The 24,844-nt window shown below is 66.6% G+C and carries 26 protein-coding genes and 1 tRNA gene; 19 read left to right on the top strand and 8 right to left on the bottom strand.

All coding sequences use genetic code 11. The features are described from left to right. The first annotated feature begins 23 nt into the window (after positions 1 to 23). Genes GTZ99_RS03780 through GTZ99_RS03770 form a run of 3 tightly spaced genes read left to right on the top strand, consistent with a single transcriptional unit; the run spans position 24 to position 1,593 of the window. Positions 24 to 656 carry a glutathione S-transferase family protein gene (locus tag GTZ99_RS03780; protein ID WP_161716918.1) on the top strand — a complete coding sequence of 211 codons (633 nt, stop codon included), beginning with the start codon at positions 24 to 26 and terminating at the stop codon, positions 654 to 656. Beyond that, on the top strand, positions 653 to 1,156 hold the full coding sequence (locus GTZ99_RS03775) for a VOC family protein (RefSeq protein WP_161716917.1): 504 nt from the start codon (positions 653 to 655) through the stop codon (positions 1,154 to 1,156). Before GTZ99_RS03780 ends, GTZ99_RS03775 begins: the two co-directional genes overlap by 4 nt. Beyond that, complete coding sequence (locus tag GTZ99_RS03770; protein ID WP_161716916.1) at positions 1,156 to 1,593, top strand: SRPBCC domain-containing protein; 438 nt, start codon at positions 1,156 to 1,158, stop codon at positions 1,591 to 1,593. Before GTZ99_RS03775 ends, GTZ99_RS03770 begins: the two co-directional genes overlap by 1 nt. 31 nt (positions 1,594 to 1,624) lie before the next feature. Here GTZ99_RS03770 and GTZ99_RS03765 read toward each other — a convergent pair whose 3' ends face one another. Then, positions 1,625 to 2,227, bottom strand: a complete 603-nt coding sequence (locus GTZ99_RS03765; RefSeq protein ID WP_161716915.1) for a J domain-containing protein — start codon at positions 2,225 to 2,227, stop codon at positions 1,625 to 1,627. Positions 2,228 to 2,331: 104 nt separating this feature from the next. Here GTZ99_RS03765 and GTZ99_RS03760 point away from each other — a divergent pair, with 104 nt between their 5' ends. After that, positions 2,332 to 2,604: a BolA family protein gene (locus tag GTZ99_RS03760; RefSeq protein ID WP_161716914.1), complete on the top strand. Its 273-nt coding sequence runs from the start codon at positions 2,332 to 2,334 to the stop codon at positions 2,602 to 2,604. A gap of 63 nt (positions 2,605 to 2,667) precedes the next feature. Continuing rightward, positions 2,668 to 3,591: an alpha/beta fold hydrolase gene (locus GTZ99_RS03755; protein WP_161716913.1), complete on the top strand. Its 924-nt coding sequence runs from the start codon at positions 2,668 to 2,670 to the stop codon at positions 3,589 to 3,591. Between the two features lie 6 nt (positions 3,592 to 3,597). Here GTZ99_RS03755 and GTZ99_RS03750 read toward each other — a convergent pair whose 3' ends face one another. After that, positions 3,598 to 4,668, bottom strand: a complete 1,071-nt coding sequence (locus GTZ99_RS03750; protein ID WP_161716912.1) for a DUF2332 domain-containing protein — start codon at positions 4,666 to 4,668, stop codon at positions 3,598 to 3,600. A gap of 42 nt (positions 4,669 to 4,710) precedes the next feature. Here GTZ99_RS03750 and hisG point away from each other — a divergent pair, with 42 nt between their 5' ends. The 7 genes from hisG (at position 4,711) to GTZ99_RS03715 (ending at position 12,820) form a co-directional block, all read left to right on the top strand. After that, the gene (gene hisG, locus GTZ99_RS03745) at positions 4,711 to 5,385 is read left to right on the top strand and encodes an ATP phosphoribosyltransferase (RefSeq protein ID WP_201742347.1); all 675 of its coding nucleotides are present in this window, start codon (positions 4,711 to 4,713) and stop codon (positions 5,383 to 5,385) included. Further along, complete coding sequence (gene hisD / locus GTZ99_RS03740) at positions 5,382 to 6,677, top strand: histidinol dehydrogenase (protein WP_161716911.1); 1,296 nt, start codon at positions 5,382 to 5,384, stop codon at positions 6,675 to 6,677. Before hisG ends, hisD begins: the two co-directional genes overlap by 4 nt. A gap of 11 nt (positions 6,678 to 6,688) precedes the next feature. Then, positions 6,689 to 7,159, top strand: a complete 471-nt coding sequence (gene nusB / locus GTZ99_RS03735; RefSeq protein WP_227711046.1) for a transcription antitermination factor NusB — start codon at positions 6,689 to 6,691, stop codon at positions 7,157 to 7,159. A 75-nt stretch (positions 7,160 to 7,234) separates the two neighbouring features. Beyond that, a complete protein-coding gene (gene thiL, locus GTZ99_RS03730; protein WP_161716910.1) occupies positions 7,235 to 8,119 on the top strand; it encodes a thiamine-phosphate kinase in 885 nt (294 codons plus the stop codon). Between the two features lie 171 nt (positions 8,120 to 8,290). After that, positions 8,291 to 10,399, top strand: coding sequence for a sodium-translocating pyrophosphatase (locus GTZ99_RS03725; RefSeq protein WP_161716909.1), 2,109 nt, complete (start codon positions 8,291 to 8,293; stop codon positions 10,397 to 10,399). A gap of 358 nt (positions 10,400 to 10,757) precedes the next feature. Then, positions 10,758 to 11,978, top strand: coding sequence for a GNAT family N-acetyltransferase (locus GTZ99_RS03720; protein WP_320076624.1), 1,221 nt, complete (start codon positions 10,758 to 10,760; stop codon positions 11,976 to 11,978). After that, positions 11,975 to 12,820: a cupin-like domain-containing protein gene (locus GTZ99_RS03715; RefSeq protein ID WP_161716907.1), complete on the top strand. Its 846-nt coding sequence runs from the start codon at positions 11,975 to 11,977 to the stop codon at positions 12,818 to 12,820. Before GTZ99_RS03720 ends, GTZ99_RS03715 begins: the two co-directional genes overlap by 4 nt. Positions 12,821 to 12,850: 30 nt before the next feature. Here GTZ99_RS03715 and uvrC read toward each other — a convergent pair whose 3' ends face one another. Both uvrC and GTZ99_RS03705 read right to left on the bottom strand, forming a co-directional pair. Beyond that, positions 12,851 to 14,803, bottom strand: a complete 1,953-nt coding sequence (gene uvrC / locus GTZ99_RS03710) for an excinuclease ABC subunit UvrC (protein ID WP_161716906.1) — start codon at positions 14,801 to 14,803, stop codon at positions 12,851 to 12,853. 89 nt (positions 14,804 to 14,892) lie between these two features. Beyond that, on the bottom strand, positions 14,893 to 17,493 hold the full coding sequence (locus GTZ99_RS03705; RefSeq protein WP_227711045.1) for a TonB-dependent receptor: 2,601 nt from the start codon (positions 17,491 to 17,493) through the stop codon (positions 14,893 to 14,895). Positions 17,494 to 17,795: 302 nt separating this feature from the next. Between GTZ99_RS03705 and infA the strand changes: the two genes are divergently transcribed. The 7 genes from infA to GTZ99_RS03670 all read left to right on the top strand — a co-directional run bounded on the left by infA (position 17,796) and on the right by GTZ99_RS03670 (position 21,525). Then, a complete protein-coding gene (gene infA, locus GTZ99_RS03700) occupies positions 17,796 to 18,038 on the top strand; it encodes a translation initiation factor IF-1 (protein ID WP_161716905.1) in 243 nt (80 codons plus the stop codon). 5 nt (positions 18,039 to 18,043) lie between these two features. Further along, positions 18,044 to 18,631: a Maf family protein gene (locus GTZ99_RS03695; RefSeq protein WP_161716904.1), complete on the top strand. Its 588-nt coding sequence runs from the start codon at positions 18,044 to 18,046 to the stop codon at positions 18,629 to 18,631. Continuing rightward, a complete protein-coding gene (locus GTZ99_RS03690) occupies positions 18,631 to 19,686 on the top strand; it encodes a ribonuclease (RefSeq protein WP_161716903.1) in 1,056 nt (351 codons plus the stop codon). The genes GTZ99_RS03695 and GTZ99_RS03690 overlap by 1 nt, the downstream gene beginning before the upstream one ends. Further along, positions 19,683 to 19,859 (top strand): DNA gyrase inhibitor YacG, encoded by a 177-nt coding sequence (yacG, locus tag GTZ99_RS03685; RefSeq protein WP_161716902.1) that lies wholly within the window; start codon positions 19,683 to 19,685, stop codon positions 19,857 to 19,859. Before GTZ99_RS03690 ends, yacG begins: the two co-directional genes overlap by 4 nt. 103 nt (positions 19,860 to 19,962) lie before the next feature. Further along, positions 19,963 to 20,038, top strand: a tRNA-Phe gene (locus tag GTZ99_RS03680). A gap of 218 nt (positions 20,039 to 20,256) precedes the next feature. Beyond that, complete coding sequence (locus GTZ99_RS03675; RefSeq protein ID WP_161716901.1) at positions 20,257 to 20,751, top strand: nuclear transport factor 2 family protein; 495 nt, start codon at positions 20,257 to 20,259, stop codon at positions 20,749 to 20,751. A 24-nt stretch (positions 20,752 to 20,775) separates the two neighbouring features. Then, a complete protein-coding gene (locus GTZ99_RS03670; RefSeq protein WP_161716900.1) occupies positions 20,776 to 21,525 on the top strand; it encodes an SDR family oxidoreductase in 750 nt (249 codons plus the stop codon). A 56-nt stretch (positions 21,526 to 21,581) separates the two neighbouring features. Here GTZ99_RS03670 and GTZ99_RS03665 read toward each other — a convergent pair whose 3' ends face one another. From GTZ99_RS03665 to GTZ99_RS03650, 4 genes are all read right to left on the bottom strand, one after another. After that, positions 21,582 to 21,770 (bottom strand): YgaP family membrane protein, encoded by a 189-nt coding sequence (locus GTZ99_RS03665; protein WP_161716899.1) that lies wholly within the window; start codon positions 21,768 to 21,770, stop codon positions 21,582 to 21,584. Positions 21,771 to 21,868: 98 nt separating this feature from the next. Continuing rightward, a complete protein-coding gene (locus tag GTZ99_RS03660) occupies positions 21,869 to 22,474 on the bottom strand; it encodes a Crp/Fnr family transcriptional regulator (protein WP_161716898.1) in 606 nt (201 codons plus the stop codon). Positions 22,475 to 22,521: 47 nt separating this feature from the next. Further along, a complete protein-coding gene (locus GTZ99_RS03655; protein WP_161716897.1) occupies positions 22,522 to 24,048 on the bottom strand; it encodes a glycoside hydrolase family 30 protein in 1,527 nt (508 codons plus the stop codon). A gap of 127 nt (positions 24,049 to 24,175) precedes the next feature. Further along, positions 24,176 to 24,838, bottom strand: coding sequence for a TetR family transcriptional regulator (locus GTZ99_RS03650; RefSeq protein ID WP_161716896.1), 663 nt, complete (start codon positions 24,836 to 24,838; stop codon positions 24,176 to 24,178). Positions 24,839 to 24,844: the final 6 nt, after the last annotated feature.

Genomic DNA, 24,844 nt, shown 5'->3' with positions numbered 1-24,844 from the left:
CAAACCACACAGGGGGGGACGGCATGGCGGATTACACCTTTTTCACCAATCCGATGTCGCGCGGCCAGATCGCGCGCTGGGCCTTGCACGAGGTGGGGGCCGATTATGCGACGGTGATCGTCGCCTATGATCAGCCGCGCCCCCCTGCCCTGCTGGCCGCCAATGCCATGGGCAAGTTGCCAACGCTGATCCACCACACGGCCGGTGGCGACTATCCGCTGGCCGAGGGGGCGGCGATCTGCGCCTATCTGGCCCAGACCGAGGGCGATGGCGCGCTGGCCCCAACGGCGCAGGAACGGGCCGCCTATTACCGCTGGCTGTTCTTTGCCGCAGGGCCTGTGGAGCAGGCGATCACCGCGCGGTCCATGGGCTTCGAACCGACCGAGCGGCAGCAGATGAGCGCCGGTTTCGGCAGCTATGACCGCGTGGTCGATTGTCTGGCGGGCCATTTCGCCGCATCGGATTTCGTGTGCGGGGCGCGGTTCACCATGGCTGATGTCTATGTCGGATCGCAGGTGTTGTGGGGGCTGGCCTTCGGCACGCTGCCCGACCACCCGGCCTTTGCCGCCTATGCCGCAAGGTTGGTCGAACGCCCCGCCTATGCCGCGGCCAAGGCGATCGACGATTCGTTGATCCGCGAAAGCGCCACGACATGACCACCCGGCCCAAGGCGCTGATCTGCCTGTGGTATGACACGGCGGTCCACGGCGGCGCGGAAAGTGCGGCGCGGTTTTATGCCGATCTGTTTCCCGACAGCCATGTCGGCGAGGTCAGCCGCGCGCCGGGGGATTTTCCGGGCGGTCGGGCAGGCGACGCGCTGGTGGTGGATTTCACCGTGCTGGGCATTGCCTGTATGGGGCTAAACGGGGGCGCGCATGCCCAGCATTCGGACGCGTTCTCGTTTCAGGTGGCCACCGATTCGCAGGCCGAAACTGACCGGTACTGGGACGCACTGATCGCCGATGGCGGGCGGGCGCTGGCCTGTGGCTGGTGCGTTGATCGCTGGGGCCTGCGCTGGCAAATCACCCCCCGCGCCTTGAGTGAGGGAATGAGCGACCCCGACCCGGCGGCCCGCGCGCGGGTATTTGCCGCGATGCAGACCATGGTGCGCATCGACATCGCCGCGATCGAGGCCGCGCGGAGGGGAGAGCTGTGATGCATGAATTGTCGATCACCCGCCACATCGCTGCGCCGCCCGCACTCGTGTGGGACGTGCTGGTCAACCGGCAGGCGGAATGGTTTTGCCCGCACCCCTGGCGCGCGGTGCCCGGCCATCAGGACCGCCGCGCGGGTGGCGTGTGCGAAATGGTGATGCACGGCCCCAATGGTGAGGTGATGCCCAATAACGGCGTCTATCTGGCATGGGACGAGGGGCGGCGTTTTGCCGTGACCGATGCGGTGACCGGCGATTTGCAACCCGCCGGCCCGTTCATGATCGGCATCTGGGAGATCGCGGCGGAGGGGAATGGCACACGCTATACCGCCACCGCCCGCCACTGGACGGAGGACGCCTGCGCCCAGCATGCGGCCATGGGCTTTACCGCGGGATGGGGCGCGGCCGCCGACCAATTGGCCGCCTTGTGCGAGGGGTAGTGCCCCCACCCCTCCGCCCGGCACATCCGGTTCAGGCAAAGGCTGGCAGGCGGCGCAGCAGTTGATAGGCCTCGACCACCTGTTGCAACCGCGCCTCGTGGCGGCGGTCGCCGCCGTTGCGGTCAGGGTGGAAACGGTGGACCAGATCGGAATAGCGCACCCGCAATGCGCGGCGGTCGGCATTCGCCTCCAGCCCCAGCGTGGTCAATGCCGCCTGTTCCTCGGCCTGTATCAGCCGCCCGTCGGGCCATGTGGCCGGCGCGGCCCGCGCCGCACGCGCGGCGCGGAAATCGCGGGCGCGGCGACTGATGGCCTCCAGCGGATCATCGTAATCGGCCCAGCGCGGCGTTTCATCCACCCCCGCCGTCGGGCGAAAGGCACGGGTTTCGCGCTCCCATCCGGCGATGGGCGATTGTGCGGCCCAGATCTCCTCGGCGCTCATCCCCTCGAAATAGTCGTATCCCGCGTTGAAGGCGCGCACATGCTCCAGACAGAACCAGCGGTAGTCGCCCGGCCCGTCAAATCCGCTCGGCTTGATACCGGGCGCGCGGAACTCGCCCGTTTCCTGGCAATTCGGCCAGTCGCAGATGCGCCCCGTTCCACCAACGCGGCCATGGAATCTGTCTCTAGTCATCATTTCCCCATGACCGCAGACGGGCTAGAAGAAAAGCCTGCGTTTACTCCATGCCTGTACGGACATGCCGCCATGCCCGGGCGCAAGCACATGATGAGGTTTCGATGACCACCCCCATTGCCGATGAAATCACCCGGAAACTGACCGCCGCGCTGCAGCCGACCCAATTGGCCGTCATTAATGATTCCCACCAACATCTGGGGCATAGTGGCCATGACGGCACCGGGGAGTCGCATTTCACCATCGAGATCGAAAGCCCAGCTTTTGTCGGCGTCTCGCGCATTATGCGGCAACGTATGGTGAATGCGGCGCTGGGCGATATTCCGGGCCAAAGAGTACACGCGCTGGCGATCCGCGCCCGCGCGCCGGGAGAATGATCTGACCGTTCGCTTTGGCGCGCGGTTTGCGATATTCTTGCCCCGAACCGAAAGGCTTTCCTGATGAACTCCTCGCTGCGCCCCGTGCGACTGGCCAGCGGCATGCAACTGGCCGTATGGGAATCCTCTCCGCCCCGCCTGGTACAGCGCTGGAACAACCGCCCCGCGCTGATCTTTCTGCATGGCTTTCCCGAAAACCACCGGACGTGGCGACATCAGATCGGGCTGTTGTCGCAAACCCACCGCTGCATCGCGCCTGATCTGCGCGGCTTTGGCGCTTCGGACAAGCCGCAGGACCCGCGCGAATACACCACCGCCAAACTGGTGCGAGACGTGTTCGAACTGGCCAATGCGATGCAGATCGACCGATTCATCCTGATCGGGCATGATTGGGGCGGCGTGATCGCCTGGTATGCCGCCATGCTGGAAGCGAACCTGCCCGAAAAGGACCGCCGCATTCAGCAATTGGTGGTGGCCAACGCGCCCCACCCGGCAGTGTTCCAGCAATTGCTGTTCACCGATCCGGCACAGCGCGCCGCCGCGCAATACATCACCTTGTTGCGCGACCGGGCAATCGACGCGCAGGTGGCCGCAGAGGGTATCGCGCCGCTATTGGTCCGCGCCTTTGGCGCCGGCACCTTCAGCGCGATGGAGCAGGCCGAACGCGCGTTGTTGCTGCAACAATGGCGCTCGGCCGAAACGGGGATCGCCATGCTGAACCTGTACCGGGCCAGCGACATCATCGTGCCTTCGCCCGCCGCGCCGCCAGATGTTCCGGCGCAATGGCAGGCCCCGCCCTATCCGCGGCTGAGCGTGCCGACACAAGTGCTGTGGGGCATGGCGGACCCGGTGCTGCTGCCCGCCAATCTGGATGGGATGGAAGCCCATTGCAGCCAGTTGCACATCACCCGCCTGCCCCAAGCCGGCCATTTCGCCCCGTGGCAGTCGTGGAGCAACGTCAACAGCTTGCTGAAACTGCCGACATAGGGCGCGTCAACCGCCGGTCCATTCCACCCACGCGCCATGGGCATGGGCAGTGCCCAGAAACGCCTCGCCGCTGTTCCGTCCGGTCCAATGGCCGACCCGCAATTCATGGCGGAATGTCTGGCGATTGGTTTCCAGCCGCACCCACGCCAGCGGGCGTTCGGGCGTGGCGCGGGCGGCGGCGGCGGCCATCGCGGCGCTGATCCGCGCGCGCCCGGCGGGGGGGATATATTGCCATACGATCGAATGGTACAGCACTCGGCACACGCCCTCTGCCTGCGGCGCGGCCAAGCGTTGCTCCACCCAGTCGGCGGCATCGGCACGGGTCAAATCGGGGCGTTGTTGCCGGGCCAGCGCGACCACCGCGTCCAGCCGGTCCATCCGTTCGCTCACTTCGGCCCAGACATAGGATTTCAGCCGCAACGCCGCCGGTGGATCGGTCAGGTCGATGGGGGACAGGTCACAGCCCGCGATGCGCTCGATCCGTACATCGGCGCGGGGCGGCGGAGCGCCGCGCCATTCGGGCCTGATCTGCACCGGCGAGTCCATCGCCCCCACCCGCACCCCGCCCAGATCATAGCCATAGCGATCAATCATCGTGTTCGCACCCGCGCTGGCGCCGATCTCGTTCAGGTCAAAGCGCGGCCCCACCCGCCCCGACAGCCACAACAGCCCCGCCATGATCCCGGCCGAACGCCCCGCCTCATTGGTTTGGGGCGGGCCGTCAAACCACGGCAACAGCGCCGCGTCATGGGTCTGCGCCACCGCCACGATCACCGCGTCCACCGCCCCCTGATCAACCAAGGCACCAGAATACACCGGCACCAACCGCGCATCCGCCCCGGTCAGGTGCAGGTAATGAAAGCCTCCCGCCAGACGCAGCGGCATCGCGTCCTCCAGGCTCAGCCCCGGCCAGTCGCGCATGCGCCGCGCCACCTGTGTGTCGCCCGCCAGCAACGCGTTGAACGCGCGCACCACCCGGCCCGTCAGCGGCGCGCCGTTCTTTTCGGCATGGGCCGCCTGCCAGTCCAGCGCATGGGCGACATTGCCGATTTCCATGATCGCTTTTCCGCTGTCCATACGATGTTGCCCTTTTGCGTCAGGGAACGTAATGCGCGCCCTATGTCTGACACTTTGCCCCAGCTGACTTTCGCCGTGCCCAAGGGCCGCATTCTGGACGAAGCCTTGCCGCTGATGGCGCGTGCGGGCGTTGTGCCCGATGCCGAGTTCCACGACAAGAAGTCGCGCGCCCTGTCCTTTGCCTGCGAAGGCAGCGACATGCGGCTGATCCGCGTGCGCGCCTTCGACGTGGCGACATTCGTGGCCCATGGCGCGGCGCAAATCGGCATTGTGGGTTCCGATGTGGTGGATGAATTCGCCTATGCGGACCTGTATGCGCCGGTTGATCTGAACATCGGCCACTGCCGCCTGTCGGTGGCGGAACCGGTGAATGCGGATGCCGCCGCCCGCGCCTCGGCCAGCCATTTGCGCGTGGCCAGCAAATACCCCAACCTGACGCGCCGCCATTTCGAACGGCAGGGCATTCAGGCCGAGGTGGTCAAGCTGAACGGCGCGATGGAACTGGCCCCGGTGCTGGGCCTTGCGGGGCGGATCGTCGATCTTGTCTCGACGGGCCGCACGCTGAAAGAGAACGGCTTGGTCGAGACGGACGTGATCATGCAGATTTCGGCCCGGCTGATCGTCAACCGCGCCGCGCTCAAGACCGACCCCCGCGTGGGTGAGGTGGTCGAGGCGTTCCGCGCCATGGCCGCCGCCGCCAAGGACGCCGCCCAATGATCCGCCTGAACAGCCGCGATCCCGGCTTTGATCAGGCGTTTGCCCGCATCGTGTCGGATCGGCGCGAGAGCGATGCGGGCGTCTCGGACACGGTCGCGGCGATCCTGCGCGATGTGCGGGCGCGGGGCGATGCGGCATTGGCCGAATATACCGAACGCTTTGACGGCCACCCGCTGACCAGCGATGCCGATTGGCGGATCGATGCCGCCGCGTGCAAGGCCGCCTTTGACAACCTGCCGCCTGATCTGCGCGGCGCGCTGGAATTGGCGGCGCAGCGCATCACCGCCTATCACGCCGCGCAAAAGCCCGAAGATCGCGACTATACCGATGCCGCCGGCGTGCGTCTGGGCGCCAAATGGGGCGCGGTGGACGCGGCGGGGCTTTATGTGCCCGGCGGGCGCGCGGCCTATCCCTCCAGCCTGCTGATGAACGCCATTCCCGCCAAGGTTGCGGGCGTGGGCCGACTGGTCGTTGTCACCCCCACCCCGCGTGGCGCGGTCAACAGCCTTGTGCTGGCCGCCGCCCATCTGGCAGGCGTGGACGAGATCTGGCGCATCGGCGGGGCGCAGGCGATCGCGGCGCTGGCCTATGGCACCGACCGCATCGCGCCGGTCGATGTCATCACCGGCCCCGGCAACGCCTGGGTCGCCGAGGCCAAGCGCCAGCTCTATGGCGTGGTGGGCATCGACATGGTGGCCGGTCCCAGCGAAATTCTGGTGATTGCTGACGCTGCCAACAACCCAGCGTGGATCGCGGCCGACCTGCTCTCGCAGGCCGAGCATGATCCCGTTGCCCAATCGATCCTGATCACCGATGATGCCACTTTTGCCGATGCGGTCGAGGCGGCGGTCGAGACCGAATTGCAGGGACTGGCCACGCAGACCACCGCGCGCGCATCGTGGAACGATTATGGCGTGGTGATCGTGCTGGATGATCTGGCGGCACAGGCCCCCGCGCTGGCCAATGCGCTGGCCGCCGAGCATGTCGAGATCGCCACCGACGATCCCGATGCCCTGTTCGCCCAGATCCGCCACGCCGGCAGCGCCTTTCTTGGCCGCCACACACCCGAGGCTATCGGCGATTACGTTGCCGGGCCCAACCACGTTCTGCCCACGGGCCGCCGCGCGCGTTTTGCCAGCGGCCTGTCGGTGCTGGATTTCATGAAACGCACCAGCTTTTTGCAACTGGATGCAACCAGCCTTGCCGCGATCGGCCCTGCGGCCGTATCCTTGGCCGATGCCGAAGGGCTGCCCGCCCACGGGCGCTCGGTCAGCATCCGGCTGGGCCAATAAGGATTAGAGTGATGACGTCGCGTACCCCCGCCCCCAAAATGCCCGCCCGTGGCATTGCCCGCTCTGCCGCGCGTCTGGCCGCCGTGCAGGCGCTGTATCAGCAACAGATGGAGGGCACGCCCGAAGCGCAGTTGCTGGATGAATTCCACCGCCACCGTCTGGGCGCCGAGATCGAGGACGTGCAGTTTGCCGATGCCGACCGCGTCCATTTCGACGATGTGGTCAAGGGCGTGCTGGCCCGGATCGAGGAAATCGACGCCTTGTTGAGCGAGCGTCTGGCCGATGGCTGGCGTCTGGACCGTCTGGACAAGACGATGGTGCAGGTGCTGCGCGCCGGGGCCTATGAATTGCTGGCTCGCGCCGATGTGGCGACGGCCACGATCATCACCGAATATGTCGATGTCGCCCACGCCTTTTTCGAAGAGCGCGAGGCCAAGTTCGTCAATGGTGTGCTGGATGCGGTGGGCAAGGGCGTCCGTTGACGCCCTGCCCGGCCTGACGCCAATGTCTGGCCTGACGCCAATGTCCGGCCTGACGCCCCTGACCCGCCGCGCCCGATGAGCGCCGAGCTGGACTTTATCGCCGCGCTGCGCGCGCTGGCCGGTGATCCGGCGGCGCGGGGCTTGCGCGATGATTGCGCGGTGCTGCCCTTTGGCGGGCAGACGCTGGTGCTGACCCATGACACCATCGTCGCGGGCGTGCATTTCCTGCCCGACATGGACCCGGCCGATATCGCGTGGCGGCTGGTGGCGACCAATATCTCGGATCTGGCGGCCAAGGGAGCGGCGCCTGTGGGCGTGCTGCTGGCCTATCAGCTGAACGGGGCCGAGGCGCGGTTTCTGGAAGGGTTGCGCGCGGCGCTGGCGGAATATGGCGCGCCGCTGCTGGGCGGTGATACAGTGGGCATGCCCGATGGCGCGGCGCAAACGCTGGGGCTGACGGCGATTGGCCGGGCCACCCATACGCCAGTGCCGGGGCGCGATGGCGCGGCTTTGGGCGATATTTTGTACATCACCGGGCCGGTTGGCGGCGCGATGATCGGGCTGGAGGCTTTGCGCGGCGGCGACAACGGCGCGGCCAGCGCCGCCTATCGCCGCCCACAGGCGCAATTGGCCGCTGGCATCGCGCTGGCCCCGCATGTGGGCGCGATGATGGATGTGTCGGACGGCGTGCTGCTGGACGCGGCGCGCATGGCAACCGCCAGCCGCGTCACCATCGCCATCGACTCTGCCGCCGTACCGATCGCCGCCCCCGAACCCCGCCGGGCCGAGGCCTTGCGCTGGGGCGATGACTATCACCTGCTGTTCACCGCCGCGCCCGATGTGGTGTTGCCGGTCCACGCCCACGCCATTGGCCGGGTGATCGCGGCGGGCAAGGCCCCGATCCTGCTGGACGGCGCGCCTTTGTCTCTGGGCGACGATCTGGGCTTTGCCCACGGCTGAACGCCCCCTTTGCCCCGGCAATCCCGTTCTGGAACAGGCGCTCGCATCAGCACTTGCGCCGCTTTACCATCGGCCTATACCTAAGCCTCGATGGGTACTGTTTGAACAACAAGAACAGGCCCGGGGGTGTGTAGCGGATTACCGGGAACACCAAAGCAGAGGGGATACATAATGGACCTGGTGCTTATGGCCATAGGCTTTGGCCTATTGGCGGTTATTTACGGCTTTGTCACGACACGTCAGGTATTGAGCGCCGATGCGGGATCGGCCCGCATGCAGGAAATCGCCGCTGCCATTCAGGAAGGCGCGCAAGCCTATCTGAAGCGGCAATACACCACCATCGCCATCGTCGGCGTGGTTGTCGCGGTGATCATCATGGCGACGCTGGGCGGCATTTCGGCGGTCGGCTTTGTGCTGGGCGCACTGTTGTCGGGCGTGGCGGGCTTTATCGGCATGAATGTGTCGGTGCGCTCGAACGTGCGGACGGCGGCCGCGGCGCAAAACGGCTTGCAGGCCGGGCTGACGCTGGCGTTTCGCGCGGGCGCGATCACCGGCATGCTGGTGGCGGGTCTGGCGCTGCTGGCGATTGCGGGCTTTTACGCGTGGCTGATCGGACCGGGCGGACATGCCGATGTGCAAAATGACCGCACCGTGGTCCAGGCGCTGACGGCCTTGGCCTTTGGCGCTTCGCTGATCTCGATCTTTGCGCGCCTTGGCGGCGGCATCTTTACCAAGGCAGCCGATGTCGGCGCCGATCTGGTAGGCAAGGTCGAGGCCGGTATCCCCGAGGATGACCCACGCAACCCCGCCGTCATCGCCGACAACGTGGGCGACAATGTGGGCGATTGTGCCGGCATGGCGGCCGACCTGTTCGAAACCTATGTGGTGACGGTTGGCGCAACGATGGTGCTGACCGCTCTGCTGGTCAAGGGCGCGGGGGCGGCGTTGATGCCGCTGATGTCGCTGCCGCTGTTGATCGGCGGGGTGTGCATCGTGACCAGCATCATCGGCACCTATTTCGTCAAGCTGGGCGCCAGCAACAACATCATGGGCGCCATGTACAAGGGCTTTGCCGTGACGGCATTGCTCTCGATCCCGGCGATCTGGTGGGCCATTTCCACCGCGCTGGGCGGCGATATGGCGGCCCCCATCGGCGATCAGGGCTTTACCGGCAATGCGTTGTTCGGATGCAGCCTGCTGGGTCTGGGTATCACCGGGCTGATCATCTGGATCACCGAATATTACACCGGCACCAATTACCGCCCGGTGAAATCCATCGCCAAGGCTTCGGTCACCGGCCACGGCACCAACGTCATTCAGGGTCTGGCCATCAGTCTGGAGGCCACCGCCCTGCCCACGTTGGTGATCGTGGCGGGCATCATCATCGCGTATAAGCTGGCCGGGCTGATCGGCATTGCCTATGGCGCCACGGCGATGCTGGCGCTGGCGGGGATGGTCGTGGCGCTGGATGCCTATGGCCCTGTCACCGACAATGCGGGCGGCATCGCCGAAATGGCCGGGCTGGACGACAGCGTCCGGGAAAAGACCGACGCGCTGGACGCGGTGGGCAACACCACCAAGGCCGTGACCAAGGGCTATGCCATCGGTTCTGCGGGTCTGGCCGCGCTGGTGCTGTTTGCCGCCTATACCACTGACTTGCGGGAATTCTTCCCCAGCCTGAACGTCAATTTCAGTCTGGAGAACCCCTATGTCATCGTCGGCCTGCTGCTGGGCGCATTGCTGCCCTATCTGTTTGGCGCGATGGGGATGACGGCGGTAGGCCGCGCGGCAGGGGACGTGGTGGTCGACGTGCGCGACCAGTTCCGCGAGAACCCCGGCATCATGGCGGGCACCTCCAAGCCCGATTATGCCCGCACCGTCGATCTGGTGACCAAGGCGGCGATCAAGGAAATGATCATCCCCAGCCTGTTGCCGGTGCTGGCCCCGATCGCGGTCTATTACATCGTGGGCGCTGTGGCGGGTCAGGACAACGGCTTTGCCGCGCTGGGGGCGTTGCTGTTGGGCGTGATCGTTGGCGGTCTGTTCGTCGCATTGTCGATGACCAGCGGCGGCGGCGCGTGGGACAACGCCAAGAAATATATCGAGGACGGCCACCACGGCGGCAAGGGCTCGGACGCCCACAAGGCGGCGGTGACCGGCGACACGGTGGGTGATCCGTACAAGGATACGGCAGGCCCGGCGGTCAATCCGATGATCAAGATCACCAATATCGTCGCCTTGCTGTTGCTGGCGGCTCTGGCTGGCGGTCACGCTGGCTAAGTGTTAGCGATGGTCCGGGGCGATGCAGTATCGCCTTGGCCATCGCCACACACTCCACGCGGTGCATCACGCACCGCCAAGGCGGCCTGACCGCCCGATTACAGGGACGGCATTTGCCTGCCCTGTGTGCCTTGCTCCCGCCCCGGTTTCACGACCCACCCACCGGGGCGGGATGCTTTGCCCCTCCCTCGATTGGCCATCATCGACAGTGCGTTAGCATTTCCTTCGCGCTTGGCTGTTACCTGCATGTCAGCGGCATATGCGAGCCGCGAAAGACAGGAACACCTTGCCCCAGCACCCCAATAGCGCGCGCCGCGACAGCGCGTATGAGGCATTGCCGGACGTGAAAGGGCCGGACGTGGATTGGCCGAACGTGGCCGCCACCACCGCGCCGCCCGCGCCCGCGCCCGCGCGCCTGGCACAGGCGGACGCAATCCGCCTGTGCACGCCCGACCAGATGGCCGACCGTGACACGGTGCTGGCGTGGGACGCGCTGGCGCAACGGGCCGCCACGCCCAACCCCTTTGCCGAAAGCTGGTATCTGCTGCCCGCGCTGCGCCTGATGGCGGGCGAGGAGGTGGTGCATATCCTGCGGTTTGACATCGGCGGCGATCTGGCGGGCGTGATGCCGCTGGTGCGTGCGCACCGCTATTACGGACGGGCAATCCCGCATCTGGCGGCATGGACCCACCCCAACGCCTTTTTGGGCGCGCCGCTGGTGGCGCGCGGGCTGGAGCGGGCATTTTGGGCGGCCGTGCTGAATTGGGCCGACCACCATGCCGGGGCGGGACTGTTCCTGCATCTGGCCGATGTGCCGCTGACCGGGCCGCTGCATGACGCACTGGCCGATGTGCTGGCCGGGCAAGGCCGCCCCGCCGCGCTGGTGGCGCAATCGGAACGGGCGATGCTGCAATCCGACCTGTCGCCCGACGCCTATCTGGAGGCGTCCCTGTCGGGCAAAAAGCGCAAGGAACTGCGCCGCCAGACCGCCCGCCTGTCCGAACTGGGCACGTTGCGCGTCGAACGCCATGCCGACGCCACCGGGCTGGACGCGTGGTCACGCGATTTCCTGACGCTGGAGGCCGCCGGATGGAAAGGCGCGGCCGGATCGGCACTGGCCAGCCAGCCCGCCACCGCCGCATTGTTCACGCAGGCCCTGCAAGGCGCGGCGGCGCGCGGGCGGCTGGACCGGCTGGCGCTGTTGCTGGACGGGCGGCCGATCGCCATGCTGGCCAGCTTTGTCACCGCGCCCTTGGCCTTTTCGTTCAAGACCGCCTTTGACGAGGCCTATGCCCGGTTTTCGCCCGGTGTGCTGTTGCAGCGCGAAAACCTGCAATTGCTGCGCCGCCCCGGTATCGCCGCCTGCGACAGTTGCGCGGCCGCCGGCCACCCTATGATCGACCATCTGTGGCGCGAACGCCGCCCCATCGGCAGCCTTTCGATCGCCATCGGCGGAGCGCTACGCCGGGGGCTGTTTGCGCCTTTGTCGCGCATGGAGACCGGCCGCTGGCCGACCCCGCGCCCGTTCCTCCCATCCCCCGCAACGCCCGCAACCCGCCCAGAAGGAGGCCAGTCATGAGCACCTTTCCGCCGCCATCGCGTGAGCTGTTTGCCCGCGCCTATCCTGAAACCCCGCACAAGTTGATCCATCAGTTGGACCATCACCCGCTGCTGGACCTGGACGCGCTGGCCGCCCTGGCTGAAAGCCTGCCGACCACCAGCGTCGAATATAACAAGGCCGATCTGCCCATCGGCATCGATGGCAAGCCCGACCCCACCGGCATCCCCATCGGTGACACCATCCGCCGCATCGAGCAGACCGGCAGTTGGGCCGCACTGAAGAACATCGAACAAGTGCCCGCCTATGCCGATCTGTTGCACAGCCTGCTGGAAGAGCTGCGCCCGCAGATCGAGGCCAAGACAGGCAAGATGTTGAAAACCCAAGGGTTCATCTTCATCACCTCGCCCAATGGCGTGACGCCGTACCATTTCGATCCCGAACACAACATCCTGTTGCAGATCCGCGGGTCAAAGGTGATGACGCAATTCCCCGCCGATGACGCGTTCTATGCCCCGCTGTCGGTGCATGAAAGCTATCACACCGGCGGCCCGCGCGAATTGAAATGGACCGAGGACATGCACAAGGGCGGGACCGAATTCCCGCTGCAGGCTGGTGAAGCGCTGTTCGTTCCCGTCATGGCCCCCCATTTCGTGCGTAACGGCCCAGAGGCCTCGGTCTCGCTGTCGATCACCTGGCGTTCGGAATGGAGCTTTGCCGAGGCAGACGCCCATGCGTTCAACAGCGTGCTGCGCCGTGTCGGACTGGACCCGGAACGCCCCGGCCGCTGGCCCGCGCAAAACACGGTCAAGGCGATGGGGTGGCGGATCATGCGCCGCATGGGCTATACGCCCGGACATTGATCGGCGGGCGGGGTAACGCGCCCCGCCCCCTCACCCGCCGGGGTGGTAAAAGTCATACACCGTCTGCGCCACCGCCTCTGACACGCCGGGGGTGCGTTTCAGATCGTCCAGCGCGGCGGCGCGCACCCGGCTGGCGGTGCCAAAATGCAGCAACAGCGCCCGTTTGCGCGCGGGGCCAATGCCGGGGATTTCGTCCAGCGGGCTGGCGGTGATCGCGCGGGAACGCTTGTCCCGGTGGGCGCCGATGGCATAGCGATGCACCTCGTCGCGCAAGCGTTGCAGGTGGAACAGCACTGGCGAGTTCACCGGCAGCATCTTTTCCCGCCCGTCGGGGAAATGGAACACCTCGCGCCCCTCGCGCCCATGGTGCGGCCCCTTGGCGATGCCGACCACCGCCAGATCCTCGACCCCCAATTCGGCCAGCACGCCCATCACCGCCGACATTTGCCCCTTGCCGCCGTCGATCAGCACCAGATCGGGCCACATGCCCTTTTCGCGGTCGGGGTCCTCCTCCATGGCGCGGCCAAAGCGGCGGGTCATCACCTCGCGCATCATGGCAAAATCGTCGTTGGTGGCCGCTTCCTTGATGTTCCACTTGCGGTATTGGCCCTTTTGAAAGCCCTCCGGACCGGCACAGACCATCGCCCCCAGCGCGTGGGCGCCCTGAATATGGCTGTTGTCGTAAATCTCGACGCGGGCCGGTTCCTCGCCCAGCTCCAGAAACTCGGCCATTTCGCGCCAGACCTTGGCCTTGCTGCCGCTTTCGGCCATGCGGCGGTCCAGCGCCTCGACCGCGTTGCGTGTCGCCTGCTCAACCAGCCGTTTGCGGTCGCCGCGCTGGGGGGTGGAGATCTCCACCTTGCCGCCCGCGGCCTCCTTCAACGCCTCGGCCAACAGGTCGCTTTCGGGCAGGGCGCGGTCCAGCAGGATGACGCGGGGCGGCGGCACCTCCTCGTAAAACTGCGCCATGAAGCTTTGCAGGACCTCGGCGATCTCCATCCCCTCGGTGCGGGTGGGGAAAAAGGCGCGGTGGCCCCAATTCTGCCCGCCCCGGATAAAGAACGCCTGAATGGCGATCTGCCCCGCCTTTTCCGCGCAGGCAAAGATGTCGGCGTTGGGCAGGCCTTCGGCATGGATCGCCTGCGACCCCTGAATAAAGGTCGCCGCGCGCAGCCGGTCGCGCAACATCGCCGCGCGTTCAAAGTCCAGCGCCTCGGCGGCCGCGCTCATCTGCGCCTCGATCTCGCGCTGCACGGCGTTCGATTTTCCGCCCAGAAAGTCCTTCGCCTGCCGCACCAGTTCGGCGTAATCGTCTTTGGCGATGCGGTCGACACAGGGGGCGCTGCACCGCTTGATCTGGTACAGCAAACAGGGCCGGTCACGCCGCGCGAAAAAGCTGTCGGTGCAAGAGCGCAGCAGGAACAGTTTTTGCAGCGCGTTGATCGTCGTGTTGACGCTGCCCGCGCTGGCAAAGGGGCCGTAATAATTGCCCGCCGCCTTGCGCGCGCCGCGATGCTTCATGATGCGGGCGAAATCGTGATCGGTGCGCAACAGGATGAAAGGAAAGCTTTTGTCGTCGCGCAGCAGGACATTGTAAGGCGGGCGGAACCGCTTGATCAGCTGCGCTTCCAGCAGCAGCGCCTCGGCCTCGGAATTGGTGGTGATGATGGTCATGCCGCGCGTTTGCGACACCATCCGTTGCAGCCGGATCGGCAACCGGTCGACCTGGGTGTAATTGGCCACCCGATTGCGCAGCGCCCGCGCCTTGCCCACATACAGCACATCGCCGCGCGCGTCCTGCATCCGGTACACACCCGGCCGCGCCGGCAGGGTCGCCAACACCTCGCGGATGGCGGCAACGCCCGCGTCCAGATCGGGGCGTTCGCCCTCGCCGCGCAACAGGCTGGTGGCCTTGTCCTCGTTGAACCGCTGATCGGAATAGGGCGAGGCGTCAGGCGAAAACGGATCAGGCGTGTCGGACATGCTTCCCAAATAGGCGTGCGCCAGCAAAAAGGGGAGAGGGCCAGCGCCCCCTCCCCACATCTTCTTCACCCGTCAATGGTCCGGCGGGATCAGAACATCTTGCGGAATTCCACCCCGATCACGCGGCCTGACGCGTCCATGTAATAGGGCTGATAAGCGGTGGGCGTCGCGCCGGTGCCATCGGTCACGCGCTGGCGCTGATCAAACAGGTTGTTGGCCATGATCGAGAAACGCGCGCCCTTGAAGAACGGCGCCTGTTCAACCAGCGTTTTCTGCTGGCCCAAATCAACGAACACGCGGGCGCTGACCTTGAACAGCGCGCCAAAGCGCAGGTCGCTGCTGCCCGGAACGCCACTGGCCGTGACGCGGGTGGGCGCGGTCCAGCCACCGTTCAGCCGTATCCCGGCGCCGGAATAGAAAAACCCGCCCTCGACCTCGACCGTGTGGCGCGCGATGCCCGCGCCCGACAGCGCATCGCCATTCAACAGGTTCAGCACCGGGCCTCCGGACGCCACCGTCACCCGGTCGACCAATTGCACCGTGTGATAGGCCGACAGGTTCCATCGCCCCGGATAGCGCACACGCGGCGCGCCACCCGGACCACCGGGACCTCCACCGGGCGGGCCAAAGCCGCCACCGGGGGGCGGGCCACCCGGCCCACCGGGACCTCCGCCAAAACCGCCCCGGCCGCCACCGCCAAATCCGCCCGGCGGCGGGCCTCCGGGCGGGGGACCGCCGGGGAATCCCTCGGCGCCAAAGCGGCGGGGCATCGGCATCGCCTTGCCCAGATTGCCGCCAATGTTGATGCCCCAGCGAATGCGCTCCTCGTTCTGCTGGGCCAGCGTGATCGCGCGGCGGTCGATCGCGGTGATGTTGCCCGCACTGTCGCGGCCCACCCGGCCGGGGAACGCGGCTTCCAACTGCGGCGTCAGGATGGTGGGGAAACTGGTGGTGACATTGTTCGACCGGTTGTTGAAATATTCGACAATCAGGTTCGAATTGCCCGACAGGATCGGCAGCGTCCAGTTCAGCCCCAGCTTGATGTCATGGCGGCTTTCGCGTTGCAGCGCCGGGTTGCCGCCCGACAATGTCGTCACCAGCGCCGAGCGCCCGGTGGCAAAATCATAGACCGACACGTTATACGCATAGGTCAGCGGCCCGCCCAGATTGGACAGTGACGGGGCGGCCTCGGCATACATATAGCTGGCCTGCAGGCCCAGTTTCGAGGTCAGGTTCCACGTCAGCCCCGCGTTCCAATTACCCAGCCAGCCAAAGTCGGACAGGTAATTCGCCCCGGCCGAGACATTGGCGCTGATATTGCCCAGCGCCTCGGCGACATGTTCCTTGGTGCTGGTGATCGGCAGGGCCAGGTTGGCGCTGGCCGACACATTGCCCCGCCGCAGCGTATTGGCCGCCGCCAGCGTGCTGGCGCTGTCCAACTGACTGTAATCATAGCCGGTCTTGAACGTCATCCCCGCCTTGCCCGCAGGCAGGCTCAGCGGGCGGCCCATCAGTGTGGCCATGCCCGACACGGTGGTCGTCTTGCTGGTGGAGAGCGTATAGCCCGCGTCCCCCACATCAGGCAGCGCGCCCAGAATGTTCAGCGTGCCGGCAGCGGCGGCGGCGGTCAGCGCGCTGGTGTCGGCGCGGTTGCTGCTGCGCTGGCGACTCTCGGCGCGGCTGGCGTCCATGGTGGCGGACAATTGCCAATCGCCCACTGGCTTGTTCAACCCCAGCCCCAGCTGGAACGTGTCGGTCTGCGTCACGCGGGCCAGCGCGCCCGGCAGGCTGCGCAGCACGCTGCTGCCATCCGGGGCGGTCAGCGTGACGGTGTTCAGCCCCGACAGGCTGGTGCTGTCCGCGCGCGAGGCGGTGGCGTTGAGCGTGAAGTTCCCGCCACTCACCCCCTGCCCGAACGGCTTGGTATAGGTGCCGTTGAGAACGTAATTCTCGGACCGGGCCACCAGCGTGCGGTTGGCCGCCGGATCGGGGTCGCTCGCCACACCCGGCACACTGCTGGCCGACTGGCTGACCCCGCGCTCGGCCTCGGTCAGGGGCGAGGTGTGGTCCACCTTGGCGGTCAGGTTGACGCGCTGCCCCTTGTCGATGCGCAGCACACCGGCCTGCCCCTTGACCGTGGAATAGCCGCCCACATCCGGTTGCAGGAACTCCAGCTCGGCATTGCGGGCGCGGAAATGGTCCTTCAGGATGAAATTGACCACCCGCTGATCGGCCGAATAGCCATACCGCAGCGCCACTTCCTCGGGCAGGATCTCGACCTTACGGATGGCTTCGGGCGGAAAATCGCGCATTTCGCGGAAAGAGGCGATGCGTTGGCCATTGACCAGAATCACCGGCATCGTCGCCCCGCGCCCGCGCCCGGACCCCGTCTGAGGCGAAATCGCATCCAGCAGATCGGTGATCGAGGACACGCCATAGGCGGCAATATCTTCTTCATCCAGCACGGCGATGGGCGGCTGGGGCGCGTCGACCTGGGCCTTCAGGCGGGTGGCGATCACCACGATCTCGCGCTTTTTGGCGGCATGTTCGGCGCTGGCGCCATCGGTCGCAGGCGCAGCCGCCGGATCGGCCGCCTCGGCAGGCGCCTCGGCCAGCGCCAAGCTGGGGGCCATCGCCAACGACAGCATCGTACCGGCCAACAGGCTGGAGACACACGACAACTTGCGCAATTCTCATACTCCCTGACAGGCGATGTGATCCACGCGCAGGGGATGCGCGCGGGCCCGGCCCATTTCAGTCTGGTGCAATGTCCACCGCCCGCCGGATGCGCGATCGCCCCCCGTTTTGCCAAGCGCGGCAAGGTAACATTTTGTCGCCGCATGGTTACACTGTGCGGACAGCCTGCAGAAAAAGCCGCAAGAACGCCCAGTTTGCCCACGCCAAGGCTTTCCTTTTGGCCTGCGTGGGGCTATGGGCGCGCCTGAGAACACCGCCAATTCCCGCAATTTTTATACGGACACCGATAAACCGGATGGCTAAAGAAGAACTCCTTGAAATGCGCGGCCAAGTGGTCGAACTGCTGCCCAACGCGATGTTTCGCGTGCGGCTGGAGAACGATCACGAGATCCTGGGCCACACCGCCGGCAAGATGCGCAAGAACCGCATCCGCGTGCTGGTGGGCGACGAGGTGCTGGTCGAGCTGACGCCCTATGACCTGACCAAGGGTCGCATCACCTACCGCTTCATGCCGGGTCGCGGCGGGCCGAGCTACTGAGCAAGATGACCACCTCTGGCGCCACGGCGCTGGTGCTGGCTTCTTCTTCGCCCCGGCGGCGCGAGCTGTTGGGGCGTTTGGGCGTTGAGCCCACTCGCATCGCCAGCCCCGATATCGACGAAACCCCGCTGCCGGGCGAAAACCCCCGCGCCTATGCCCTGCGTCTGGCGCAGGAAAAGGCGCGCGCGGTGCCTTTGGCGGCGGGCGAGATTGTGCTGGCGGGCGACACCACGGTGGCCGTGGGTCGCCGCATCCTGTCCAAGGCGGAAACGCCCGAGGAACAGCGCGCCATGCTGCGGCTGATTTCCGGGCGGCGGCATCAATGCATATCGTCGGTCTGTGTGATCGATGCCAATGGCCACGCCCGCGCCCGCCTGTCGCAAACCATCGTCATCTTCAAACCGCTGAGCACGGCCGAGATCGAGGCCTATGTCGCCTGTGGTGAAGGGCTGGGCAAGGCGGGCGGCTATGCCATTCAGGGCGCGGCCGAGGCGTTGATCCGCCGGATCGACGGCAGCCATTCGGGTGTGATGGGCCTGCCTTTGTACGAAACGCGGGCGCTGTTACGCGCCGCCGGGATGCCTTTGGGCTGATGGCCCCGCCCGCTGCCCCCCACCTTGCTGGCCCCGTCTGGCTGGTCGAGGACGGCATTGGCGAAACCCGCGCCGTTCTGGTGCCGCAGGACGGCATCACCAATGGCGCCCCCTGTTATGGCGAACCGATCGCGGCGCGGCTGGACTGGCCCGACACCGGCGGCGCGGCGCGCGCGGGCGCGGTGGTGCAGGCGCGGCTGATCCACCGCGCGGGCGGTGCGCGGCGCGGCGTGGTGCGGCTGGAGGATGGTCAGGAGGCGCTGGTCGACCAGTTGCCCAGAGAGGCCAGCGAAGGCGCGCCGATTCGCGTCCGCATCACGCGTGAGGCGATTGCCGAAACCGGCCGGTTGAAACAGGCCCACACCCGCCCGACCGATGACCCGCTGGCCCCCGCCCCGCCTCTGGCCGAGCAATTGCGCGCCACCGGCCTGCCGGTGCGCGTGGTCCACCACATGCCCGCCGGCCTGTGGGAAGGCGTGTGGGACGACGCGCTCTCGGGCCAGATCGGTTTTGCCGGAGGCAGCCTGATCGTGTCGCCCACGCCCGCCATGACGCTGATTGATGTCGATGGCGCATTGCCCCCGCGCGCGCTGGCGCTGGCGGCGGCACAGGCCGCGGCAGAGGCGATTCTGAGGCTGGATCTGGCCGGGTCCATCGGCATCGATTTCCCCACGCTGGAGGCCAAGGCCGACCGGCAGGCGGTGGACGCGACTTTGGCCGCCGCCCTGCTGGAAGGGGCGCTGCCCTATGTCCATGAACGCACGGCGATGAACGGCTTTGGCTTTGTCCAGATTGTCGCGCGGATGGAGCGCCCTTCGCTGCCCGCGCGGATGCGGCGTGACCCGCTGGGCGCGGCGGCGCGGATGCTGCTGCGCCGCGCCGAAAGGGTAGAGGGCGCAGGCGTGCTGTTGATCACCTGCCCCCCCGCCCTGCGCGCGCGCATCACGCCTGCGTGGGAGGCCGACCTTGCCCGGCGCAGCGGGCGGGCGCTGGACTGGCGGCTGGACGATTCGCTTGCGCTGGCCGGCGGTTTCGCGCAGGCCGTGGCGCGATGACCCAGACCTCCACCCGCAAATGCCCGATCTGTGGCCGCCCCCGCGTTCAGGCCCATTCTCCTTTTTGCTCAACCCGTTGCCGGGACAAGGACCTGGTGCAATGGCTGTCGGACGGTTACGCCCTGCCCGCCGGCCCGGCCGAGGAAGAGGATAGCCCCCGGCCTGACGAATAAGTTGTCCACAGGCGGTATTTTTGTCTTGCCAAGATCGTTTCGCTTGGCCATAGGCGCCGGACCGCAACGACGGTGGCAGCGAAAACCTCCTGCCAGACGCGATGCCCGGATAGCTCAGTTGGTAGAGCAGCGGATTGAAAATCCGCGTGTCGGTGGTTCGAATCCGCCTCCGGGCACCACTTCCCCCCATGGGGATCGGTGGTGACGCCTCGCTCGGTACTCCCCATAGATGACAGTGCGCAGACAGGGCGAAGGCATTGTGCCGCTCGCCCCTTTGCCTGTTTGGCCATCGGCGCCGTGGCCGCGCGGTTTATTTCTGACACCTGTCATTTGTCAGCCTTGCCCACGGCCGCCCCCACTGTCACCCCTGCGTCAAACAGCCACGCAGGAGAGGCCCATGCCCGAGACCACAGCCCTGCGCGCCGCCAATTGCGAACTGGCGCGCGCCTATCTGGATGCGGTGAATTTCTGGAAACTGGACGTGATCACCGCGCTGTCGACGCCCGATGTGGTGTTTGACGTGCCATTCTGCCCGCCCGGCTTTGAACGCACCACCCACGGCCGCGACCGCTATGTCGAGGTCTTGCGCCAGGCCAGCACGGTGATGATCGACGGCCCCGAAGGCCTGTATGACATCGCGCTCGACACGCTGGCCCATGACCCCAACCAGGTCATCGCCACCTATCGCAGCGCGATGATGCTGCGTTCGGGCGTGGCCTACAGCAATGAATATCTGGCGCGTTTCACGATTCGCGACGGGCGCGTGGCGCGCTTTACCGAATTTTGCGATCCCATCCGCCTGTACACCGCGATGGGTGGCCATGTGCCGCCGCTGCAATCGCTGGACGACACCTCCATGCTGCCCGAATTGCTCAGCACGGACAGCCAATAACCACACACATCCGGGAGAGAGACAATGCACAAACCCCTGAGCGGCAAGACCGCATTGGTAACAGGCGCCTCGCGCGGGATTGGCCGGGCGGTGGCGCTGCGGCTGGGCGCGGATGGCGCGCGGGTGGCGGTGGGCTATCGCAGCGGCGAGGCCGAAGCGCAGGCCGTTGTCGCCCAGATCCGCGATGCGGGCGGCCAGGCCTTTGCGCTGGCGGGCGATGTGGGCCATTTGCCCGCGATCGAGGCGATGTTCACCGCCTTTGACGCGCAGACCGATGGGCTGGACATTCTGATCAACAACGCCGGGATCGGCACCATGGCCGCGCTGGCCGACACGGACGAGGCCTGTTTCGACCGCCAGATGGACGTGAATGCCAAAGGCCCGTTCTTTGTCACCCGCGCCGCCCTGTCCCGGCTGCGCGATGGCGGGCGGATCGTCAACATCTCCTCGATGGTGGCGCAGGCGGCATACCCCTCCTGCCTCGCCTATGCGATGAGCAAGGCGGCCATCAACCACTTCTCGGTCTCGCTGGCGCAGGAACTGGGGCCGCGCGGGATCACGGTGAACGCGGTCGCCCCCGGCGCGACGATCACCGATTTCGCCCCCGATCTGTTCAATGATCCGGCCACGTTGGATTATCTGGCCAGCATGGCCGCGTTAAAGCGCGTGGGCCAGCCCGAGGACGTCGCCCGCATCATCGCCATGCTGTGCGGCCCCGATGGCGCGTGGATGACCGGCCAGGTAATCGAGGCATCAGGCGGCATGCACCTGTAACGCAACCGGGGGGCAAGGGCGCGACAAACGCCCCGCCCCCCGTCATGCCACGCGGATCAACCGCGCGGGCAGGTGTTCAGCCCCAGCACCGTATACAGCGGGCAAAAGCCCATCAGCCCGGTCAGCAGCGGCACCACGCCCACCCAGCCCCACGGCGTCTGTGGCCCGACAAACACCAGCGCGATCAGCACCAGCCCGGCAATGACGCGCAGCGCGCGGTCGATGGTTCCTTCATTGGTCGGCATCTTGGGTCCCTCCGATTGATTTCGATGGACCCGGTGTAGACGCCCGCCACGAGTCGGTCTGTGACATGGTCACGCAAACCGGCGGCGTGGGCAAAAATTCACCCCGCCTCGGCGATCTGACGCAGGGCGGCCGGGTTGGTCAGGCCCAAATGCCCGCGCCCGCTTTCGATCAGGCCGCCGCGCGCCCAGACGGACAATTGGCGGCTGACCACCTCACGCGCGGAGCCGATCTCGCTGGCCAATGTTTCATGCGTCACATCTACCTGCGCCCCGCCATCAGCCAGTCGCAACAGCGCGCGTGCCAGCCGCGCCGGAATGCCGGTCAGCGCCACTTCCTCGACCAACCGCTCCATATCGGCAAAGCGCCGCGCCACCGCGCCAAACAGGCGGGCGCGGAAATCGGCGTCCTGTGCCACCAGCGCATGGAAACGGGCGGGCGGCAGGATCTCGATCGTCAGGGCGGTTTCGGCCACCCCCTGCGCGGCATAGGGCGTGCCATCCACCAGACAGCCAAAGGTCTGCAAACAGATGTCGCCGGGCGCCACGCGGTACAGCACGATCTCGCGCCCGCTTTCACCCGTCAGCGTCACGCGCACCACACCATCGCGCACCACGACAAAGCCGGTGCAGTCCTGCCCGGCGCGGAACAGCACTGTGCCAGCAGGGACGGTGATCGGGGGGGCCAATGTGTCGGTGGTACGCATCGCCGCGCAGGCTGACAGCCCGCGCGGCGATGCGCAAGCGCAGACTATCAGGCCAGCATCGCGGCCGGCAGCACCACGGTGGACAGCGAGTCAGCCGGCAGTTCCAGCGCCAACATTTTGCCATTCCACGTATAGCGCACCTTCTGCGCCGACCCCAATGCGTTATTGGCCAGCAGCACCAGCGACCCATCGGGATTGCGGAAGACCATCTGGTCGTCAAAGCCCATGAAATTGTTGGCCGGCACCATGCGCGCGCCGGGCCGGACATAGGCCGCCAGATGGCGCATCAACCAATAGTCCTGCGTCACGCGGAAGGCGCGGGTGGCCGGGTCCACCACGATCAGGCTGTTCTGAGCCCAGCCCCAGTTCGACATGCCCCCGGCGGTCAGCGCAATGTTCCAATAGGTCCACGCGCTGGCGCCATGTTCAAAATAGCGCTTCATCGTGTTCCAGTTGTAGCGGGCGTAGCGCCAGTCATTGGTCCCCGTGCCGCATTCCTGCTCGCTGCCCCACAGTTCGACGTTGGGGAAACGGCGCGCCAGATGCGGCAAAGTGCCCTTGCCCGCCCATTGCACGCCGATCCCCTTGACCACGGCGGCCGCGGCCGGATCGGCCATCACCGCCTCGAACAGCGCGGGGTTGTTGCGCTCCAGCGTGCCAAAGAACACCTTGGTGCCCAGCTTGTCCATCTCGCGGCCCAGATGCGGCAGGAACCGCGCCAGTCCCTGCGGCGTCCAGCAGCAGGACGGGAACGGCTGGGCCGAGTTGAACTCGTTTTGCGGCATCACCGTGTCGATGCGGATGCCGGCCTTGGCGTATTCCTCGACATAGCGGCGGAAATACAGGGCATAGGCGGCGAAATAGCGCTCTTCCTGAATGAACTGGTCGGTGCCTTCGGCGCCCACCTGTTCCGGCTTGATCCCGTTCGACGGCGCCCCCGGCCATGCGGGCGCCATCGCGTAATGCCCGCCCTTTTTCATCCAGCTGGGCGGCGACCATGGCGAGGCCCACATGCGCAGATCCGGATTGAGCGCCTTGGCCGCCTGCATGAAGGGGATCAGCGTCTGACGGTCATTGGCGACCGAGAATTTGGCCATGGCAAAATCGCCCGGCGTTTCGTTGTACGAATACCATTGGCGGGCAAAATCGCTGGCCCCCATCGGCGTGCGGCACATCGAGAACGCACAGCCATCCTGCCCGAACAGCAACTCCATCGCCCGCGCCCGATCGGCCGGCGAGAGCAGCGCCAGCGCGTCCCAGCTCTTTTCACTGAAAGCCGCGCCAAAACCGGCGATCGTCTGCTGCGGCTTGGCCAGATCTAGGGCGACATCGCGTTCAAACAAGCCAACCGAATCGGCCGCGCTCAACGCGGGCACCGCGCGCTGCGTCCATGCGTTGTTCTCGCTGGTGGCAAACCACAGCGGCCCTGCGGCCCCACGCGGAACGGCAGGCACGCTGGGGGCGGCCTGTGCCACGCCCGCGCCAACGCCTGCGGACGCAGAAGCCGCAACCGCAGCCGTTCCGGCCAGTTTCAACGCGTTACGCCGCGACAGTTCAGGCGTTTTCAAAGTCATGCTGGGCTCCTCCAAGGATCGGGCGATGAAATGGGCCGCATGGCCCTGCCTCTGATTGGCGCCCTGTCTGACATCGCTGTCGGAGGTGGTCAAGCAAAACTGGTAACGCTAACAATGAAGCCAGATTTCATCCCCGCAGGGCATGGGCGGCAAAGCGGCGGAACTGCGCCAGCCGCTCGCCCCGGTCCGCCCGGCGCGAGGCCAGCCGCTCCGCGTCACCATCCTGCCCGCCCTCACCCATGCGCGTCGAGCGGGGCGGAATGTCCAGCGCGGCGGCCGTGACAAAGCGGATGCGCCAGTTCAACGTCTCAGGCTCAACATCGGGCAGACAGGCCGCCAAGGCCGCCCCCACGCGCGCCACACCATCGGCAAACACCGCCCAGATCTCGCGGTGCAGGCCGGGCGCGGCGCGCGAAAACATCTCGTCCAGCACGACAATGGCCCGGTATTCGGGCGACATCGCCGCTTCGGTCCACAGCGGCAGGACCAGCGCGTCCACGGCCGCGTCAAACCCCGCCGCATCCTCCAGCAAGGCCAGCCGCGCATCGGCAATCCGCGCCGCATTGCGCAGCGCCAGATCGCGCAACAGCCCGTCCGTCCCGCCAAAGTGATAGCGGATCAGCGCCGAATTGACCTGCGCCGCATTGGCGATCCGCCGCACCGACAGGGCATGGACGCCCTCGCCCACCACCAACCGCTCGGCGGCCAGCAACAGGCGATGGCGGGTGTGGGCGGCAGTGTTGGGCGTTACGTCAACAGGCGCGGTATCGGCGGGTGGGGTCGCATCCATGGGCCA

Source organism: Novosphingobium ovatum (assembly GCF_009909235.1).
GTDB classification, from domain to species: Bacteria; Pseudomonadota; Alphaproteobacteria; order Sphingomonadales; family Sphingomonadaceae; genus Novosphingobium; species Novosphingobium ovatum.
The sequence above is the reverse complement of the archived record's forward strand: the minus strand, read 5'-3'. Positions and strand labels throughout refer to the sequence as shown.